The organism is Nostoc sp. XA010 (assembly GCF_020829625.1).
GTDB lineage: Bacteria > Cyanobacteriota > Cyanobacteriia > Cyanobacteriales > Nostocaceae > Nostoc.
In genome coordinates this window covers 34,815-55,884 of the sequence record NZ_JAIVFX010000009.1, presented here as the reverse complement: position 1 = coordinate 55,884, position 21,070 = coordinate 34,815, and the positions used below count along the sequence as shown (strand labels likewise).

The window sequence follows — 21,070 nt, the reverse complement described above, 5'->3', positions numbered from 1 at the left end:
GATAATTTTTAAAATCTGTAATGTTCCTTATTCCTTGCCTCTAAAAAATTAACTAGCCTGAAATTTGATATATGAGGGTACAGGCTGAATCCGCGTTAAATCATTTTCTAGAACTATCAAGCCATCATTTTTTTCAATTTCTTTAAATCCAGCAAATTTATAAGATATATACATCATACGATTACGATTATTGGATACAAATTCTGCTAACAGGCGGACATTGTTGCTTTTAGCTAAACTCATCACATAATTCAACATGATTGTTCCAACACCTCTAGACATAACGCGACAGGACATCAGTAAAAGCTTTATTTTCCAAGCATCTGGTTGACATTCAATTAGCATTAAACCGATTTTCCCGTAGCTTCCATATTTATCTTCCAGATTGGCAATTAGCAGTTTGTGATTTTCTGAAGAGCGAAAATGATTGAGTTCATTATATGAATATGTATAACCAGTTGTATTCAATTGGTTAGTGCGTAAAGTTAATTCTTCTGCTCGTTGTAAATCTTCTTCTTCTGCCAAAGATATAGTGAAATTCATGTTGAGGGTAGCCAAGAATTCGTCTGTTGTTCCGACAAAATCCTTCTCTGCATTTTGACGATCAATATCGCTCAGATACATTAACCTTCTCATGCGTGAATCCTCTGTAAAAAAGCAGGGATTCATCACAGGCATATGTAGAATTTTATCAATTTCATCAGCATTTATACAAAGAATTTCTGGTACAGAAAACCTGACTTCTTCGAGTTCAAATAATTGGTCATCCACAAAGGCGATCGCATCTAGACCAATATTCAATAATTTAGCAATCTCTTTCACTGAAGACGCTTTAGAATTCCAATTGATTTGTGGATATAGAAAATATTCTTTCAACCCATATTCTTCTAATTTAGCTATTGCTGTTGCATAATTATTTTTGCTAGCAATAGATTGTAAAATACCACGATCATCCAAAGTATGAATAATATTTACTATGTCTTTCCGCAGGGAAAGTTTTTCATCCTCTAATAATACTCCATGCCATAAAGTATTATCTAAATCCCAAACTATACATTTAATAACTTTTTTATCTTCTTGTTGACTATTTATGTCTTGCTCTTGAGTAATAATCATAGTTAAATTTCTCAATTTTTCAGTTATACAGTTAATTCAATAATTTTAAAATATATAAGTGATTGCTATATATTAAACTTTTTCTGTTAGTTTCTTTTCCCAACCAGGAGAAACGCTAGAGATAAAATAATCTTGATATGCTGACTCAGCAATAGTAATTTCTTGAATTTGAGTACTACCTTCAATAATTTCCATAATCTTAGAATCTCGTAAATACCGTTCCACGGGGTACTCACTACTACAGCCATTTCCACCATGAATTTGTACAGCATCATTAGCTATTTTGCTCGCTGTTGTAGATGCAAAATACTTGGCAATAGAAGTCTCTATAATCGAGTTGGGATGGCTAATATCTTTGAGATAAGCAGCTTGATAACATAACAATCTTGCTGCTTTGATATTAGCTATCATCTGAGTAATCTTTTGGCGAATTAATTGATGTTCCTTGAGATACACATCAAATTGTTTGCGATCGCTAGTATACTTGATGCAAGCTTCTAAACAAGCTTGAGCAATACCTACACAACCAGATGCGACACTATATCTGCCATAATCAAGTGCAGAAGCAGCAATGTAGGAAAATCCAAAACCTAATTTACCTACTAAATTCTCTTCAGAAACATGACAGTTATTAAACCGTAATTCTGCTAGCATCGAAGCTCTAGTACCTAATATACCAGATATCGGTTTTACTGAAAGACCTGGATTATTTTTTTCAACTAAGAAAGCAGTCGGTTTACCATCGCACTTAGCAAAGACCAAAAATACATCTGCTATTTGTCCATAAGTAATCCATTTTTTTTGCCCATTTAAAATATAAGCATCTCCCACAAATGTTGCTGTTGTTTCTACACTTTTAGCATCGCTACCTACATTCGGTTCGCTTAATGCAAAAGCAGCTATAATTTCTCCCAGTGCAAGTTTAGGAAGCCAATAGTCTTTTTGAGATTTATTTCCCCATTTGCATAAAGCCTGGGAAACCATGTTATGAACTGTCAGCAAGCTCCGTACAGAAGAACATCCCCGTCCCATTTCTTCATTGAGAATACCGAAAGTAATCATGTCCATTCCTTTACCAGCATATTCTGTTGGTAATATGCCACCGAGGAAACCACGTTGAGCTATTTTTTTGATCAGTTCAGGGGGAGTAAATTCTTTCTTATCCCATTCACCAGCATGAGGATATATTTCCTCGTTTACAAAAGCTTTAATTTCAGCTTGATAATTCTTTTGTTGCGGAGTTAGTTCTAGTTTCATATACCATCAGTGCCATAAAAAATGGCTATATATTTGATTACTGCACGAGGATAGCAGTTTTACGCTCAATTAGATTGGCGATAGAGTTGATTGTTCGGAAGTTATCAAATTCCAAGTCTTCGTTTTCAATGCTGATTTTAAACTCTTGCTCTATAAATAAAACAAGTTGCATAGCAAACATGGAATTAACAAATCCTAAAGCAAAAATGTCTTCATCAGCTTGCAAATCATGATTGCCAAAAAATCTGGAAAGAAATGTTTTAATTTGGGTTTGAATTTTGTTCATTGTGATTGATCATTCCTATTTATTGATAAGCATAAAAACCTTTGCCATTTTTCCTACCATATAATCCTGCATCTACCATTTTTTTAAGTAAAGGGCATGGTCTATATTTACTATCGTTAAAGTTTTCGTACAAAACTTCGATAGAAAATAAAATTGTGTCTAGTCCAATCAAATCTGCTGTTTCTAAAGGCCCCATTTTGTGACCAAAACAGCCTTTAAAGATTTTATCTATATCTTCTGCGGTTGCAACTTGGTCTTGCAACAGAAAAACAGCTTCGTTAATAGTTAACATTAAGACGCGGTTGGAGACAAAACCAGGTGAATCATTAACAAGTATGCACTCTTTACCCATTTGAGATAGCATTTTTTTGGCTATTTCAATTGTTGTCTCTGACGTATGGTAGCCGCAAATCATCTCTACCATTGGCTTCATTGGTACAGGATTCATAAAGTGAATCCCCACAACTTTATCGGCACGTTTGGTAGCCGAAGCAATGCGAGTAATAGGAATTGCTGAGGTGTTAGCGGCAAATATACAATCTGCTGAACAGATAGGATCAATCAAAGAGTATACTTGTTTTTTAGTATCCCATTTTTCGGTAACATTTTCTATAACAAAATCTGCATTTTCTAAGAATTTGTAGTTTGTAGAAAATTCTATTCTGTCGAGGACTTCTTCTAGATTTGCTGGTTGGTCTTTTTTCTGAAAAAAAGACTGGAAGCGAATATTATTCTTGATTTCTTGTTTAGCTTTATCGAGAATTTCTTCTTTAATATCTACTAAAATTACATCATGACCTGTTTGTGCAAGGTTTTGGGCGACTCCTATCCCCATGACACCTGCACCAACAACGCCAACAGTTTTTATCTTCATAATTTTTATCCGGGAATGAGCAATTTTTGTGTTTTGTGTTTTGTTTTTTGATTTAGTTAACCACCAACATACGAATACCCAGAAGAGATAGATTAACTTTTTTGTAATTTTTTAGTAGCGTTTCAGTACAAAAACACTACTATTGATTTTTATTTTGACAATTGCATATCGGAAGTAGTAGTTGACTCTAAATCAGATATTTCTTCTAATTCTTCCAATTCTTCTATAAGAATTTCTTCAATTACTAACGCAAATTCAGCGATAGTAGGAGCTTCAAACAGAAGACGTACTGGTAATTCAATTTGGAAAATTGTGCGAAGTTGAGAAATTAATACTGTTCCTGTTAGCGAGTCTCCCCCCAAGGCGAAGAAGCTGTCATGAATACCTATTTGTGCAATACCCAGTAACTCTTGATAAACTTCAACCAGTTTTTGTTCTAAATCGTTAGTAGGAGGAGTATAGGCATTTTTTAAATTCGGTCTGGAATGGTGAGTAGATAAATTGGCTTTAGTAACAGTGTTTTTCTCAGTAAATGCTGCTGAGGCAGTTGCCTGAGCTAGAATTACATGGTCTGTAAAAGGTGCAAATTCTGAGAACCCTATCACCTGCTCAAAACCATGAGATTTGAGTTCTTTTTCCCATTTTTCTTTAGATAAAAAAGGATTGCACATATTACGATCGCTTTGGGAATCTTCTATCGGATTCATCAGCAGCGCGTCAATAAACTCAAATTCTAACCTGGGTTGAGTTGTTTCCCAAAATAGTAGTAAACCTCCAGGCGCAAGTAAAGAACGAAGGCGATCGAGAGTCTGTCCTATATTCTTAGCAACGTGCAGTACTTGGAAAGCTACGATCACATCAAAGCTGTAACTTGAGTATCCTTGTTCTTGTGGCGATCGCTCAATGTCTAACAACTCATATTCAACAAATGGATAATCGCTAAACTTCTTTTTGGCTGTGTTTAGGAAAAAACTACCCACATCGGTAAAGGTATAATTCGTCCTTTGCGATGGCAGTATGGGTAATAATTCAGCAGTACCTGTACCAGTTCCACCACCAATTTCCAGAATTCTCAGATTGATATCTGATGGTAATGCTTTTAACACTTGTTGTAAGCATACCTGCATGATTGAATTATAGTACTTATTCTCAGGTAATTGTTGAACTGAAAATTCCCCTTCTTTTAATAAGGTGGAAACATGAAACTCTAATGGTTCTTTTTCCCCTGTTAGCAGCGCCACCATATTTTCGCCATAGAGTTGTAGCAAATCTATTTGTTGTGGTGTGTCTCTCCATTTGGCTTTAACTTCTACTAGCAACTGGTTAACAAAGTCTGCTGATATTGGTGATAAATTGGTAAACAATTCTTGCTTTTGATTTAACTTACCTTGTTCTACCAATATTTCTAGCCATCGACTTAATAATTCTTTGTAGGAAGGAATAATCTGACATGTCTCTAACAATTCCTCTAAGGAATACTTTTTATCAGGATGGCTAAAAGCTCCTAATTGTGATATTGCCAGATGAATATAAGCAATGCACAGGCGATCGCGCCACGCTTTTTTATCATGGAAAATTTGCTCGTCAAATTTTGCAGCACCGACACTGGCTTGGAGTTGACTGGCTTCTACCAGAGATTGCCAAAGTCCTGATGTAGATGGAGTTTGAGGAGTTATTTGTCCAGGTGATAATTTTTGTGCTTCAATCCAATATCTTTGTCGCTCAAAGGGATACGTCGGTAAAGGAAGGCGATATCGACGCTCATGAGTATGAAATTCTGACCAATCAATCTTGACTCCCTCCAGCCATAGCTGCCCTAATGTATTCAAGATGAAAGCAATATCTGACTGTTGCTCATAGGCATAGCGGAGGGAAGATAACACAACTAAGTCATCTCCAGCAATATTATCTAAAGATTGCCTTGCCAAGCTGCTTAATGCTTGTCCCGCGCCTACCTCCAATAAAATGGGACTGTGTTGTTTCCACAACTGTTGTAATCCATCGGCAAATCGCACTGGTTGACACAGATGCTGTGTCCAATAGCTGGGATTTGTAGCTTGCTCGGTTGTGATCCAGGTTCCCGTGACGTTGGAGAGATAAGGAATTTGCGGTGGTTGGAGATTGATAGTTTGTAACAGTTGAGTGAAAGAGTCAGCGATCGCTTCCATCATGAAAGAATGAAAGGCATGGGATGTCTGCAATTGACGACAGGCTAAACCCTTAGCGCTCAACTCCCGTGACAATTCCTCTACAGCCTGGGTAGTTCCTGCCAGCACACATTGAAATGCGCCATTAACTGCTGACAGAGAAAGGTTTTCATTCAAGTAAGGTTGTACTTGTTGCTCTGTTAAGGGAACCGCTAACATGGCTCCCCCTGGCAACTTTTGAATCATTTGCGCCCTAGCAGCTACAAGCGCGATCGCATCTTCTAGAGATAATACTCCTGCTAAGGTTGCTGCCACATATTCACCAATGCTGTAACCAATCATCGCCGCAGGACGAATACCCCAGGACATCCATAATTGAGCTAAAGCATATTCAACGGCAAATAATGCTGGCTGAGTCAAATAGGTTTGGTTAAGTTTTTCTGTGGCGGGATCTATTGGTTGAGTATCACGCCCCAACATTTGACGTAAATTGATACCCGGTTTTTCATTAGTTGCTGCTGGTTTGGTTGTTAGGGAAGGAGGATAAATAACTTCTTTGAGATCAACACCCAAAAGAGGTTGGAAGAGAGCAAAACAACGATCTAGATGTTCACGAAAAGTTGGCTCTACTTGATAAAGTTCCCCAGCCATATTGATGTACTGAGTTCCTAAACCAGTAAACATAAAGGCGATCGGGCGCTGATTCGTCTCCTGAGTGTTAGTCAAAACTCGTTGGGGACTCTGAAGGGCAATTATGGCATCTGGAATATCTTGGCAAACAACCGTGCGCCGATGAGTAAATGGGTAACGACCAACTTGTAATGTATAAGCTACATCTGCAAGGTTTAGTTCTGGATGCTGTTGCAGATGATTGAGCAAATTTGTAGTTGCGGTCTCTAAAGCTGAGTCAGTTTTGGCAGAAAGTACCAATAACTGATAACCTCTCCCCTGCTCCCCTGCTCCCCTGTTCCCCTGCTCCTCGACCGGAGCTTCTTCCAAAACAACATGAGCATTAGTCCCCCCTAAACCAAAAGAACTGACTCCAGCGCGGCGTGGTGTTCCGTTTGTTTGCCATCTAGACAGTTGGGTATTGACGTAAAAAGGGCTGTTGGCAAAGTCTATCTCAGGCGATGGTTCTTCAAAATACAAGCTAGGGGGTATTTGTTGATGTTTTAAAGCCAAAGCAGTTTTAATTAAGCTCGTTACACCAGCAGCCGTATTCAAATGGCTGACATTAGGTTTAACGGAACCGATCGCACAAAAACCCTTCTTACTGGTTCCGGCACGAAACACTTTATCTAACGCTCGAATTTCGATTGGGTCGCCCAAGGCTGTACCAGTGCCATGAGTTTCAATGTAAGTAATGGTATCTGGATCAAAGGAGGCGATCGCTTGAGCTTGGGCAATAACTTCTGCTTGTCCCGTGACACTTGGTGCTGTGTAACTTACTTTCACTGCACCATCATTATTAATAGCTGAACCTTTAATTACTCCATAAATATAGTCACCATCTGCTACAGCATCTTCTAATCTCTTGAGAACAACAACACCTGCCCCTCTACCAAAAGGGCCACCAGTAGCTCTAGCATCAAAGGCACGAGTGTGAGCATCAGGAGAAGCCATCCCTCCAGCTTGATAGAAATAACCCTCTACTTGCGGAACTTGGATCGCAATACCCCCAGCTAGCGCCATGTCACATTGGTAACTCAATAATCCTCGGCACGCTAGATGAACAGCTACTAACGAAGTGGAACAAGCTGTACCAACATTCACACTTGGCCCTTTCAAATTCAATTTGTAAGAAACTCGTGTAGGAATAAAGTCTTTATCATTGCCAAGGGTAACTTGCAAATTTAGCGATTTCAGAAGGTCGGGGTGTGAAGCGAGATTATAGAACAAGTAAGTACTTAAGTTTCCCCCTGCATATAAACCAGTTAAGTTGTTGTCTGCTTTCGGATTATAACCAGCATTTTCCAATGCTTCCCAAGCACACTCTAAAAAAACTCGCTGCTGAGGATCGAGAATTTCAGCTTCTCTAGGAGAAAAACCAAAAAATGAAGCGTCAAACATCTCAATATTTTCTAGCACAAACCCAGCTTTCACGTAGTTAGGATCGCGCAAATAAGCGGGGTCTACACCTGAAGCTAACAACTCTTCATCATTGAAGTAGGAAATAGACTCAACACCATCACACAAGTTTTGCCAAAATTGAGCTACGCTTTTAGCTCCAGGAAACCGACCTGCCATGCCAATGATAGCTATCCCTTTTAATTTATTGTGCATATAATCTCCTTCTTTGCTTCATCAACTGTATTTCTTCTTCAATTGCGGCTTCTTGCCTCTTGGCACGGTCTTGTGCTTGCTCAAAGCCTGGTTGTTCATTATTTTGCCGGCTGAAATATTCTGATAAGTTACTAATGGTAGGATATTCAAATAACTCAGCTATAGAAACATTACAGTTGAAAGCTGCTTGCAACCTACTCCGTACTTGCACCATGAGAAGCGAATCACCACCCAACTCGAAAAAGTTATCGTAAACACCGACTTTTTCTGTGCCAATTAGTTCTTGCCAAACAACCGCTATCTTTTGCTCGGTTTCATTTCTAGGAGCAACATAAGAATTTTGTAAGTTAGGTCTGGGATGAAGTGATAAATTGGATTTTTGGCTAACTGTTTCTTCCGGTAAAGTAGCTAAATCTACCCATTGATTAATTCTGGTTTGTAGGTCTGCGGTAGATACAACAACTTGATTGATCTTATGACTACAATTCAAAATTCTTTGGAAAACTTCTACACCTTCGTTTGGTTTGATTGCCAAATCTGCCAGTCCGGTAGCAAAGTATGATTGATTTTGCTGCTCTATTTTTACAGTTTGCCAAGCATCCCAATTAATACTTGTCCACGACGTAGCACTACTTCTATTATGTTGATGCACAAAAGCATCCATAAAACTATTAACCGCAGCGTAGCTAATAAATCCTAATCCTCCTAAAACTGAAGATAAAGAAGACATTAATAAACAGAAATCAAGTTTTTTATTGTTTAAAACATTTTTTAATACTAATAATCCATATACTTTTGGCGTAAATTGAAGCTCACAGTCGATTTTACTGGTCTGTTCAATAAATGAAAACGATTTTTCCTCAGTTATTCCAGCAGCATGAATTACACCATTGATTTGACCATATAGTAATTCTGCTTGAACCAGAACTTCTTGCATTTGTTCAAAGTTGGCAACATCAGCACTGATTGTCAAAACCTCAGCACCTAGCATCTCCAAATCCTGCAACTTCTTAATCTTGCAGCTAATTGGATGTTGTTCATCATTAGTCCTTAGCCATTCAGACCAATCATCTCTGGGAGGAATTACTGCACGTCCTATCAAGACTAGTTTAGCTTTGACGGTTTTTGCTAGATATTCCGCTAATATAAGTCCAATTCCTCCTAGACCACCTGTAATGAGATAAACTCCTTCTTCCCTTAATCGTAGTGCTTCTTTTTGAGATTTATTTAATTGGATAGGTTCAAACGTTTGTACCCATCGATGATTACCACGGTAGGCAATTATGGAATCAGCACCAGGACTGATAATTTCTTCTAGGATCAGATTTGTTAGCTTATCCTCCTGTGAACTTCCTGGCAAGGGAATGACAATATCAATGTTCCGACATCGGATATTGGAATACTCTTGAGGGATAACCTTAATTGCTCCGAATAAAGTAGCCTTTTCAGGACAGAGATCCTCGTCTCCCGTCACTGCTTGCATGTTATTAGAAATAATCGTAATTTGTAATTTCTTTGAAGCATTTAATTTACTTATAGCTTGAACTATAAATAGTAAACTATAAAATCCTTGCGATTGAATTTCTTCTAGCCATTCTAATTCTGAAACTGTGTAATTATTTGACTTAATGCTCCACAGATGAACAATTTTTGTTGGTAGATTATTTTGTGCCTCAAGTTGCCGAAATAAAAGATCGTAGTCACTACTATGTTTAGGATTGATGCTGTATTGATTACCATTTAACTTCGTGAACTTTGTGCCCACTCTGACAACAATTACATCTTGATTGCCAGTTTCTAGCTGTCTTACCAACTGAGAACTTAAGCTCAACTCGTTAGTGAAAACTAAAGTGCTAGATTTCTGCAACGTCAATTCTGGCTGTTCTATAAGAGGTGGAGATTGCTTCCACAAAGGTAGATAAAGCCAGTCTGTAACGTCTGATTTTTTGCCAAATGATGCGGGTGCAGCTTTAGTAATCTTATTTTGCCTATGTTTATAGTCTTCAATCCAATAACGCTGGCGCTCAAAGGGATAAGTTGGTAAGGGAAGACGATAACGACGCTCGTTGGAATAAAATCCCAACCAATCTATCTGTACTCCATATAACCAAAGTTTGCCCAGTGTGTTCAGTAAGAACGCCACATCTGACTGCTTTTCCTGGGGATGGCGTAATGAACATAATCCTGCGGAATCAGAATGTTTTTTCGCCAAAGTACACAAGCTACGTCCTGGCCCCACTTCTAGCAGAATAGGATTTGATTCTTGCTGTAATGCAGAGATACCTGCTGCAAACTGCACAGTTTGCCGTAGATGTTTTGCCCAGTAGTTAGGCTCTGTGGCTTGCTCGGCTGTTATCCAGGTTCCTGTGATATTGGAGATAAAGGGAAGTTGGGGAGGATTTAGTTTGACTTTTTTAACTTCCTTGATAAATGGCTCCATGATTGGTTCCATCATCGCCGAATGAAAGGCATGGGAAGTATGCAGACGGCGAGATTCTACACCTAATGCTGTAAGTTGTTGATCAATTGTATCTACAGCTTCATCGGTTCCAGAAACAACACATAAGGAAGGAGCATTATTAGCAGCTAAAGATAAATTTTCATTTAGTAAAGTTTTAATCTCTGCTTCTGATTGGGAAACCGAGAGCATAGCGCCTGCGGGAAGTTGTTGCATCAGTCGCCCACGCATAGCAACCAAAGCCAAAGCATCTTCTAGGAAGAATACACCAGCAAGACAAGCTGCGACATATTCCCCAATGCTATGACCAATCATCGCACTAGGAGCAATTCCCCAAGACATCCACAACTTAGCTAAGGCATATTCAACTACAAATAATGCAGGTTGGGTGATGGCAGTTTGTTGCAGTTTTTCGGCTGCGGCTTTTGACTCAGATTCGTTGGGATAAATAACTGTTCGCAAATCTAGCCCTAAATGAGGTTGCAGCAATTGACAACACAAATCGACCTGTTGTTGAAAAATTGGCTCAGTTTGGTAAAGTTCTTTACCCATATCTACATACTGAGCGCCCTGTCCGGGGAACATAAAGACGAGACGATACTCCTGCGGAGTCACTTCTTGAACGCCACTTTCACCTAAGCGAGTGAAAGTTCTTTGGGGATCTCGTAGTTGCAAGGTGCTAGCTGCATCCTCGATATTTGGACACACTATCACGCGACGATGATTAAATTCAGCACGCCCCAGTTGCAATGTATGGGCAACATCCGCTAAGTTCACATCGGGATGTTGTTGGAGGTAATTAGCCAGATTTTCTGTTGCAGTTTCTAGAGCCGATTCGGTTTTGGCAGAAAGTGGCAACAATTGCCAAGGGCGAGAAGGGCTAGAAGGTTCCTGCACTGGTGCTTCTTCTAGAATGACATGAGCATTAGTCCCACCAATACCCAAAGAACTCACACCAGCACATCGAGGTGTGTCCCCTGATTTCCATTCTGTCAGCTTGGTATTAACGTGAAAGGGACTATTTGCAAAATCAATTTGGGGATTTGGCTGCTCAAAATTTAAGCTGGGTGGTATTTGTTTGTGTTCCAAAGACAAAACAGTTTTAATCAGTCCAGCAATTCCAGATGCTGCATCTAAATGACCGATATTTGTTTTGACTGAACCGATTGCACAATGTGCACGCTTCGCGATCGCACAAAAGCCTTTCTTGTTGTTACTGCTACGAAATACTTGAGAAAGTGCGGCGATTTCAATGGGATCGCCCAAAGTTGTACCAGTACCATGAGCTTCGATATAGTTGATTGTCTCCGGCTCAACACCTGCGAGCATCATTGCTTCGCCTATCACCTCTGCTTGACCATTCACGCTAGGGGCTGTGTAGCCAACTTTAAACGAACCATCATTATTGATAGCTGAACCTTTAATGACAGCATGAATGCAATCACCATCTGCTAAAGCGTCACTCAATCGCTTGAGAACCACAACACCTACACCATTACCAATAGTTGTTCCCTGCGCTTTAGCATCAAAAGCACGACAATGACCATCAGGAGAGAGCGTTCCTCCCTGCTCGTATAAATAACCTGTTTTTTGGGGAACATGTATAGAAACCCCACCAGCCAAAGCCATATCACATTGGTAGTTCAGTAAACTTTGACAAGCAAGTGTGGTTGCAACTAATGAGGTGGAGCAGGCTGTTTGGACTGTAATACTTGGGCCTGTGAGATTTAATTTATAAGAAACACGAGTTGTGAGGAAATCTTTATCGTTACCTATTAAGGTTTGGTAGCATTGGGCTGAACCCATGCGATCGCGGTTGATATCCAAAGAATAATAGTTATTGAAGCTCGCACCAGCATAAACTCCAATCCGACTTGTATATCTATGAGAATCATAGCCAGCATTTTCCAACGCTTCCCAAGCACACTCTAAAAAAAGACGGTGTTGGGGGTCAGTAACCTCTGCTTCTCTATGATTAAAACTAAAAAATGCCGCATCAAATAAATCAATACCTTCTAAGATGGCACTAGCTTTTACATAATTGCGATCGCCTAGAATCGCCGGGCTTATCCCAGCCGATATCATCTCTTCATCGGTGAAAGTGGAAATCGACTCTATCCCATTTCGTAAATTCTGCCAAAATTCTTCGAGATTTTTAGCACCAGGAAAACGCCCTGACATACCAACTATGGCGATTCCTTCTAGAGCATCATTATGTATAGTGCTAACCATAATTCTTTCTACCTTGTTTGCTCAATAATTGCTTTTGACGATTGATAGCCTCAATTTGCTTATTCGCGCGATCGCGTGTTCCTGTAAAAGAAAGTTGTCGATCTTGACTTAAATATTGCGCTAGTGAGTAAATAGTTGGATTTTGAAACATTGTCACTACTGATATATCTCGCTGCAAAGTTGTACGCAGTTTATGATTTACTTGCAGCATCAGTAGTGAATGACCGCCAAGGTCAAAGAAATTATCATGAATCCCTACTTTATCTAGATGCAGCACTTGTTGCCAAAGCTTTGCTATCTGCTGTTCCATTTCAGAATTGGGAACTTGATAATTTGTCGTTAGTGTTGGGCGTAAGCTATCAGGTACAGGTAAAGCTTTGCGGTCAACTTTGCCATTAGGCAACAGTGGTAAGGTATCTAGGAAGATGAAAACACCAGGAATCATGTAATCAGGTAACAATTCTTTGAGATACTTTCGCAGTTCCTTAATTGTAGGTATTTGGTCTGGGAAAGCCACTACGTAAGCCACTAATTGCTGATTGCTTTGCTTATCTTCTCGCACCAAAACAACAATTTCCTGCACTCCTGGATGCTTGAGCAGAGCATTCTCTATCTCACCTAGTTCAATCCGAAATCCTCTCATCTTGACCTGACTATCGGCTCGCCCTAAATATTCTAAATTTCCATCTGGTAAATAACGGGCTAAATCTCCAGTTTTATATAATCGCGAGTCAAGTTCATGACTAAGTGGGTTAGATATAAACAGTTCTTTTGTTAACTCTGGTCGGTTTAAATATCCTCTTGCTAATCCAGCACCACCAATATAAATTTCGCCTGGAACACCAATTGGTACTGGCTGTAAATGAGTATCTAGCAGATAAATTTGTGTGTTGGTGATGGGACGACCAATAGTTACATTGCTGTCTCTATTTACTCGAGCAAATGTAGAATAAGTGGTATCTTCAGAAGGGCCATAAAGATTCAAAACGTTTTGAATATGATGATTTTGATAAATTTGCTGTACGAGTTGATTTTGCAGAGGTTCGCCAGCAAGATTAACTGTTCTGACGGAAGTTGGTAAACCATTTACTCGCAGTAATTCTGCAATGATGCTGGGAACTGTATTAATTAAGCTGACTTCTTCATTCAAAGAGAGTAAATGCAAAGCATTCTCTACGAGAATTACTCTACCACCCCAACTCAGGGTAACAAAGAGTTCAAATACTGATAAATCAAAGCAAATAGAGGTTGATGCTAAAACTCCTACAAGGTCATCATCTGTAAACACCTCTCTTGACCATGTTAATAAAGCAACACAACTTTGATGTTCTATAGCAACGCCTTTTGGTACACCAGTAGAACCGGAAGTATAGATTACATAAGCTAAGTTATTGGGTTTTACTTCACTCAACAGATTTTCTTTACTCTGTTGGCTAAGTAATTCTGAATCTCTATCGATACAGACTATAGATACATTGGGTTGAGCAAGCAACTCAATTAGATCGCCTTGAGTCAGCAGTACCTTTGCTTGACTGTCTTCTAGCATGAAAGCCAAGCGTTCCTGAGGATAAGTTGGATCTAGGGGTACGTAAGCTCCGCCTGCTTTCAGGATCGCCAACAATGCGATCGCCATTTCTGGACTGCGCTTCATGCAGACACCTACAATGTCTTCTGGCTTTACGCTTAGTTTGTGCAAGTATCGTGCTAGTTGATTGGCGCGGTTGTTCAACTCCTGGTAGGTTAATTTTTGGTTTTCAAAGGCGACTGCAACAGCATCTGGGGTTTTTTCTACTTGTTCTTCAAAGAACTGATGAATGCACTTATGTTGTGGATAATCTGTTTTGGTATCATTCCAGCGAATTAATAACTGTTGGATTTCCGATGGTGTTAATAGTTGCAATTGTGAAATACATTGTTCAGGATTGCTAACTATGCTTTCTAACAAAGTCTGGAAGTGTCCCAGCATCCGGTTAATGCTATCTGCATTAAATAAATCCGTGTTGTACTCGCAAGTTGCAATTAACCCTCCCTCGCAATCCTCCATAAACAACGTCAAATCAAACTTAGATGTGCCGTTGTAACCTTCCTCATAACTAACTGACACATCCGTTAGATTTAGATTGGGTTTTGGCAAATTCTGGAGAACGAACATTACCTGAAATAGTGGATTGTAGCTCAAGTCTCTGCTTGGCTGTAATTCCTCTACTAACTTTTCAAAAGGTAAGTCTTGATGTATGTAGGCTTCTAAAGCCGTTGACTTCACCCGTGCTAACAACTCCTGAAAACTCAGATCGCCAGATAAATCTGTACGCAATACCAAAACATTGACAAATAATCCTATTAATGATTCAATTTCTGCTCTGTTACGATTAGCTATCGGCGAACCAACTATAATATCAGCCTGACCTGTGTAGCGATAGAGCAAGATTTTGAAGGCTGTAAGCAAGGTCATAAACAAAGTTACTCCCTGCTGACGGCTCAAATTTTTCAATTCTTTTGTCAGTGTTTGGGAAAGAACTAATTTGGCTTGAGCGCCTTTAAATGTTTCAATAGGCGATGTCTGATGACAATAAGCAAAGCTTCTACGCGGACGGTCAGTTGGTAAGTTTAGTACAGGAAGTTCACCCTCCAACTTTTGTTTCCAATAGGTGAGTGAAGATTGAAGGGGTTTGGAATCAATCGATTTGTGTTGCCAGTTGACAAAATCTCTATACTGAATGGGTATTTCACTAAGTGGGGAGAGTTTACCAATAGAAAATGCTTCATATATTGCAGCTAGTTCTTTGATCAAAACTCCTATAGACCAACCATCCGCAATTATATGATGCAGAGTGACAATCAAATGATAATTTTTATCAGTTAACTGTAAAATTTTAGCACGCAAAAGCGATTGAGCAGATAAGTCAAAAGATTGCTGTGCTAACTCAATAGCTAAACGTTGTGCTGCTAGAGTGCGTTCACTTTCGGATAGTATACGTAAATCTTCAACCGCCAAAGTTAAAGGTATAGCTTGATTGATAACTTGTACTGGTTGTCCATCAACCACTGTAAAGCTTGTACGTAAGACTTCATGTCGTCTAATAATTTCGTTAAGGCTGTCCTGTAAGACTGCTAAGTTAACACAACCTTGGAGGTTAATAATTATAGGAATATTATATGTAGGAGTATGGGGAGTCAGTTGATTGATAAACCATAACCCCTGTTGGGCAAAGGATAGAGGATGAATAGATGTATTGATTTGTTGTTGGGTAAGCGATAGTGACGGTAGTCCATCTGTCGTCATTTGAGCAAGGATCTTGGTGAGGAGCGATCGCACACTCATCCCTTCAAAGAAGTCTGCTACGGATATATCTACTTCTAAGTCAACTTCAATCCGATTCTTTATTTCAAATACTTTTAAAGAGTCAAGTCCTATCGTAGTTAATGGTTCTTGAGGATTAATATCATCTGATATAACTGAAAATACTCTTGCCAAGAGTTCAATTATGTATGCTTCTAGAGTCGTTTGACATTCCCTTGGAGAAAGTGCTAAAAGTTCAGAACGTTGTAAATGAGTTTCATTTTGGGTGATATCGCTAATTTTAATAATGTTACTTTCAACTATATTTAGTTCGCCATTCTGGAATTGAGCGCGAGTTGCACGTCGCTGAATCTTACCACTGGAAGTTTTCGGGATACTACCTGGTTTAATTAAAACCACTGCATAAACTTGTACCTCATACTCTTCAGTCACCGCTTGGCGAATTGCATTAACTACTTCTTCTAAATTAGGTTTGGCGCGAAACTCTAATTCTTGTACAATTACTAGCTTTTCTTCATTATCAACTTCAACTGTAAATGCTGCATTAGCACCAGTACGCAAGGATGGATGACTATGTTCGGCGGTTAATTCTATATCCTGTGGGTAAAGATTGCGGCCTCGAATGATTATTAAATCTTTAGCTCTACCTGTAATAAAAAGCTCTCCATCCTGCAAAAAACCTAAATCTCCCGTCCGCAGGAAAGGCCCTTCTCTTGTATCTGATAAATAAGCACGGAATGTCTCTTCTGTCTCTTGAGAACGATTCCAATAGCCTTGACCAACACTCAATCCAGATACCCAAATTTCTCCAATTTCATCAGGTTGACAAGTCTTAAGTGTTTCTGGATTAGTAATAACTACCTTCTGTTCTGGTATGACTCGACCGCAACTCACAAAATGATATAGATTCTCATCCGTAAGCGATGATGCAACAACTTGATTAGATTCTAATGCAGATTTCTGAATCGCTTTCACTCGCGGTGAGGTAGCTTTATCTACGCCTGATACCATTAGGGTTGTTTCAGCCATTCCGTAACATGGATAAAAAGCCTCCCTACGGAAACCACACTCTGCAAACGCTTCTGCAAAACGCTCTAAGGTATCGTAACGAATCGGTTCAGCACCATTAAATGCTACACTCCAGCTACTCAGGTCAAGAGTTGCTTTTTGTTCTGGAGTGATTTTTTGAGTACATAACTTATAGGCAAAATTTGGGCCTCCACTTGTTGTCCCTTGATATATGGAAATTGCCTGCAACCAACGATATGGACGTTGGAGAAAGGAAGTTGGAGGCATGATAATGCAAGGAAAACCCCCATACAAAGGTTGCAAGATGCCACCAATTAGACCCATATCATGGTACATCGGCAGCCACGTCACGAATTTACTTTCTGCGGAATGCTCCATAAATTGGCAAGTTGTCTGAGCATTGTGCAGTAGGTTTCCATGACTAATCATTACACCCTTGGGTGTGCCTGTAGAACCGGAGGTATATTGCAGAAAAGCTAAGGTATCTATATCAATATCGGGTTTTTGCCAACTTTCTTCTATTCCCTGTGCCAGATTATCAGTAGTCAGCCACTGCAATGATCCCAGATCACTCTTTTCTGTTATTAGAGGCTGCACTGTTGACAAAATTTCCGTAGTTGTCAGAGCGATCGCAGCTTGTGCATCTATGGCAATTGCCTTTATTCTTGGTGTGTTGCGTTGATTTCTGGGAGGATATGCAGTAACCGCCACAACTCCTGCATATAAACAACCGAAAAAGGCAATTAAAAAATCCAATCCAGCAGGATAAAGCAGTAAAGCTCGTTCACCTTTTAAACCCAATGCTTGTAACCGAGCCGCAACTCGACGCGCTAGCTGATCTAATTCTTGATAGGTCAGGGTTGATTGTTCTGTTTCCCCATCTAACAAAAAGGTGAAAGCATCTCGAGTTGGTTGGGTAGAACTTCTCAAACGTAAGAGTTCTGCAACAGTAGAACAGCTAGGATAACTTTGAGCAAAGGAACGATTGGATTGACTCATTTTTATTTTCGACAACTAAATGCACCTGATAAACTGGTGATTTTTCTTTTCGCTCTCACCACGGAAAAATGGGCAGGAAATCCTTAATATCTACAGAAATTTCGGCTGGCAATCAAAATATGCCTGGAAGCCTTTATTTTGCATTTGATTTATGACACTGTGGAGTATTTTCATCATCTGCTTTCTATGACTACTGCTTACTTATCATCAACAAGATTTACTTATCTCAAAACTTCCAGCTTAGTACGGCACGGCGTAAATAGAGCAACCATTTAAAATCCCTAAAGAGCTTATTTCATAATACTTTTGACTTTTGACTTTTGACTTTTGACTTCCGCCTTGCGGTACTAGTAGTTAACCAAACCTTGGTTTGCGAGTCGAATTAGAAAAGATTTTTGTTTACTTAACTCTAGACCTCGACGATTGATTATCAGTTTAGCCAACCACTAGCCCTGGCAAAATCATAAGACTGAAGGCTTGTCTATAAAAATAACTATCACTATTATTGAAAATCATTTTTATTTAGCTTGAATTACTTTAACGAGAATCAATGGCTTTAAGCAATAGAATATTTATGAGTAAAAATTATAGATTTTTATACTTATATAATTTATACCTATCTTTTGGCAACAATGCCTCAAATGTATTCCTTCACGAGAAGATCCCACAACCAAGCATGAAAATAGCTCTTTACTAGAACACCGATTTATTAACAAAACATAAGGCATATAAACCCTGTTTTAACGTCTTCTACAACCAAAAATTCCTTGTTTTAGCCCCAATGAACCCAGTTTTTGGTCATGATTCTGAATACTGAATCGGTGTTCTAGTCCCTAGCCCCTATTTTCAAGACAGTTTGAATGCAGAGCCTAGGTTCGACTCATCAATGCTGTATCTGCTTATGACAACAAGCGATCGCTAAATTTCTATTTTTCAGCATTAAACTGTGCATATTCAGTAGTATCATGGTCGGGTAAAATTTTCTCCATATCCCGCAGTTGGGGAATATAAAATCCAGCACACCCAACCAATAACATACATGCAGCACAGATCACATACAGCAGTGCGATCCCTGCACCTGCGTTAGTACCAAATATTCTTCCAAAAATCTCAACATGACCATCACCTGCGGCTAATGCAGGGGTAAATATATTATCTGCTAAAGGCCCTGCGATTAAATAAGCTGCTGCTGACCCAAATTGCACAACTAATGAATGGGCTGCAAATACCCGTCCCTGGATATGGGGAGCAACTTTGGCTAACCAAATGGCGTTATCGGAACTACCGTTGAAAGGGAAATTAAAAGAAGAACAAAACTGTGTGGGTATCCAAATCCAAGGCGTTCGACCCAAACCAAAGACAATTTTACTTAATCCTGCGCCAATCATCCCCAATAAAACACCGTTGACTTTCTTTTTGAAACCACCCCAGGTACTCATAATGATGGCTCCGGTGACACCACCAAAACCAGCTGCTGCGGCTAAACTGCCTAACACCACAGTATCATTTCCGGTTCGAGATAAAATCATCGCTGAATATAGAGAATCCCCAACATCATGAGCAAACCAAAACAAAAAGGTGATGATTAAAAGCGCAAGTAAGCTTTTACGAACTAAGATGTAGCGCAGACCAAATCCTAAACCTTGCCAAATATGGGAGGAATTTTCATGTTCATTGGTTTGTAGTGGTTTAGGGATGTGGGCAAATAGTAAACTACTAATGGCGATCGCAAAGCTAGAAATATCAATCAGCCAAATTCCCAATAGACCAATAACTTGATAAAGATATCCTGCTAAGGCGGGAGCAATAATATTACTTCCATAACCTGACAAAAATTGGAGACTGCTAGCACGGGTGTAGTTTTGCTTGGGGACTAATAACGATAGTGATGCAGAGTAGGCTAAAGATTGAAATTGATTGAATGTCCCGACTATGGCGCTAGTTAGATACAGATGCCAAATTTGCAAATGATTGGTGAGATACAGCAGCATCAGTATTATTGTCATCAAGACTGCTACTGTGTCACCCACCATCATCAGTAATTTCCGATTGAAACGGTCAACAATTGCACCACTAATGGAAGCGAGCGCTATGCTAGGTAGCAAGCTAAAAAAGCCCACTAGAGTCAGAGTGGTTGCCTTACCTGTAATTTCCCATGCCCAAATTGCGATCGCAAAGCTACTCATGCTACTACCAATGGTAGAAACCAATTGACCTGCCCAGATAATCAAAAAATTACGCATACTGCTGGGATTTGGTGATTGTGACATTTAAATTCCTATTACCGAACTTATGGCAGTATCGAAGGCGATCGCAAAGCCTATCTTGTGGAGAATTACTGTTTGTTCTAGTCTTACATTTTATACATAAGCATTAATATTAATTTGTATAGCTTTGAATCATGATATATATTTATCAATCAAACAATAAATCAGTATTTAAGAGCTTACATATATGTTTTTTCTATAGTTTTACTCTTAGAGGATGTTTTAAAAGTCGTAATTGATGTATCAAATATTTTTTACCCCTCCCTAACCCTCCCCTTGTAAAGGGAGGGAACCGGATTTTTGCTTGTTTCCCCCTTGTAAAGGGGGGACTAAGGGGGGTAACAACGCAATTAAAATCACAGTCAAACACTTTTCAAACATCCTCTTATATAGCATCTGATTTTTGCGAAGGTATTGAATCAAGACTCAGGAATTTCCTGGCTCATCACAGAAGGAATACAGGCCAAAAAGGCAGAGTCCAACTGTATGGGGAGTTTGTCCCAGTCAACTGCTCCCTTACGATGACTAATATACATCTGTGTAAATTCAAGTAATGCTGAGGCATTTTCTTCGTCAGGAGGCAAATCGCCAAGCAGATATGTCGGTTTATCCGGGTTAGAAACAGCAACAACACAACCACGGTTACAAGCCCACAGACAGTCGATCGGCTGAATTTCTAATTCTTCTGCTGCAAATTTTTCAGTAGATAAAGCGGTGATTTTATCAAGAAAAATACTGCCGTCGCAAGGCTGATTTTCTGATAATTCTTCTGATGAACGGCGACAGGATTTGCAAACGAATAGGGTATGTTTAGACATGGA

9 protein-coding genes are annotated in these 21,070 nt (G+C 39.4%); all 9 read right to left on the bottom strand.

The features are described 5' to 3' along the window. Positions 1-48: 48 nt before the first annotated feature. The 9 genes from LC608_RS15465 to LC608_RS15425 all read right to left on the bottom strand — a co-directional run bounded on the left by LC608_RS15465 (position 49) and on the right by LC608_RS15425 (position 21,067). Complete coding sequence (locus tag LC608_RS15465) at positions 49-1,116, bottom strand: HAD family hydrolase (RefSeq protein WP_229554379.1); 1,068 nt, start codon at positions 1,114-1,116, stop codon at positions 49-51. A gap of 72 nt (positions 1,117-1,188) precedes the next feature. Beyond that, entirely contained in the window at positions 1,189-2,373 is a 1,185-nt protein-coding gene (locus LC608_RS15460) for an acyl-CoA dehydrogenase family protein (RefSeq protein ID WP_229554378.1), read from the bottom strand. Between the two features lie 37 nt (positions 2,374-2,410). Then, a complete protein-coding gene (locus LC608_RS15455) occupies positions 2,411-2,659 on the bottom strand; it encodes an acyl carrier protein (protein ID WP_229554377.1) in 249 nt (82 codons plus the stop codon). A gap of 19 nt (positions 2,660-2,678) precedes the next feature. Further along, positions 2,679-3,533, bottom strand: coding sequence for a 3-hydroxyacyl-CoA dehydrogenase family protein (locus LC608_RS15450; protein ID WP_229554376.1), 855 nt, complete (start codon positions 3,531-3,533; stop codon positions 2,679-2,681). 149 nt (positions 3,534-3,682) lie between these two features. Continuing rightward, positions 3,683-7,963 carry a type I polyketide synthase gene (locus tag LC608_RS15445; protein ID WP_229554375.1) on the bottom strand — a complete coding sequence of 1,427 codons (4,281 nt, stop codon included), beginning with the start codon at positions 7,961-7,963 and terminating at the stop codon, positions 3,683-3,685. Next, the gene (locus LC608_RS15440) at positions 7,953-12,653 is read right to left on the bottom strand and encodes a type I polyketide synthase (RefSeq protein ID WP_229554374.1); all 4,701 of its coding nucleotides are present in this window, start codon (positions 12,651-12,653) and stop codon (positions 7,953-7,955) included. The genes LC608_RS15445 and LC608_RS15440 overlap by 11 nt, the downstream gene beginning before the upstream one ends. Further along, on the bottom strand, positions 12,646-17,982 hold the full coding sequence (locus tag LC608_RS15435) for a non-ribosomal peptide synthetase (protein WP_229554373.1): 5,337 nt from the start codon (positions 17,980-17,982) through the stop codon (positions 12,646-12,648). The genes LC608_RS15440 and LC608_RS15435 overlap by 8 nt, the downstream gene beginning before the upstream one ends. Positions 17,983-18,908: 926 nt before the next feature. Next, positions 18,909-20,252, bottom strand: a complete 1,344-nt coding sequence (locus tag LC608_RS15430; protein WP_229554372.1) for an MFS transporter — start codon at positions 20,250-20,252, stop codon at positions 18,909-18,911. 416 nt (positions 20,253-20,668) lie between these two features. After that, positions 20,669-21,067: a DUF1636 family protein gene (locus LC608_RS15425; protein ID WP_229554371.1), complete on the bottom strand. Its 399-nt coding sequence runs from the start codon at positions 21,065-21,067 to the stop codon at positions 20,669-20,671. Positions 21,068-21,070: the final 3 nt, after the last annotated feature.

Coding starts and splice junctions, on each gene's coding strand:
- LC608_RS15465 (WP_229554379.1), bottom strand. CDS start 1,116: ATGATTATTACTCAAGAGCAAGACATAAATAGTCAACAAGAAGATAAA.
- LC608_RS15460 (WP_229554378.1), bottom strand. CDS start 2,373: ATGAAACTAGAACTAACTCCGCAACAAAAGAATTATCAAGCTGAAATT.
- LC608_RS15455 (WP_229554377.1), bottom strand. CDS start 2,659: ATGAACAAAATTCAAACCCAAATTAAAACATTTCTTTCCAGATTTTTT.
- LC608_RS15450 (WP_229554376.1), bottom strand. CDS start 3,533: ATGAAGATAAAAACTGTTGGCGTTGTTGGTGCAGGTGTCATGGGGATA.
- LC608_RS15445 (WP_229554375.1), bottom strand. CDS start 7,963: ATGCACAATAAATTAAAAGGGATAGCTATCATTGGCATGGCAGGTCGG.
- LC608_RS15440 (WP_229554374.1), bottom strand. CDS start 12,653: ATGGTTAGCACTATACATAATGATGCTCTAGAAGGAATCGCCATAGTT.
- LC608_RS15435 (WP_229554373.1), bottom strand. CDS start 17,982: ATGAGTCAATCCAATCGTTCCTTTGCTCAAAGTTATCCTAGCTGTTCT.
- LC608_RS15430 (WP_229554372.1), bottom strand. CDS start 20,252: ATGTCACAATCACCAAATCCCAGCAGTATGCGTAATTTTTTGATTATC.
- LC608_RS15425 (WP_229554371.1), bottom strand. CDS start 21,067: ATGTCTAAACATACCCTATTCGTTTGCAAATCCTGTCGCCGTTCATCA.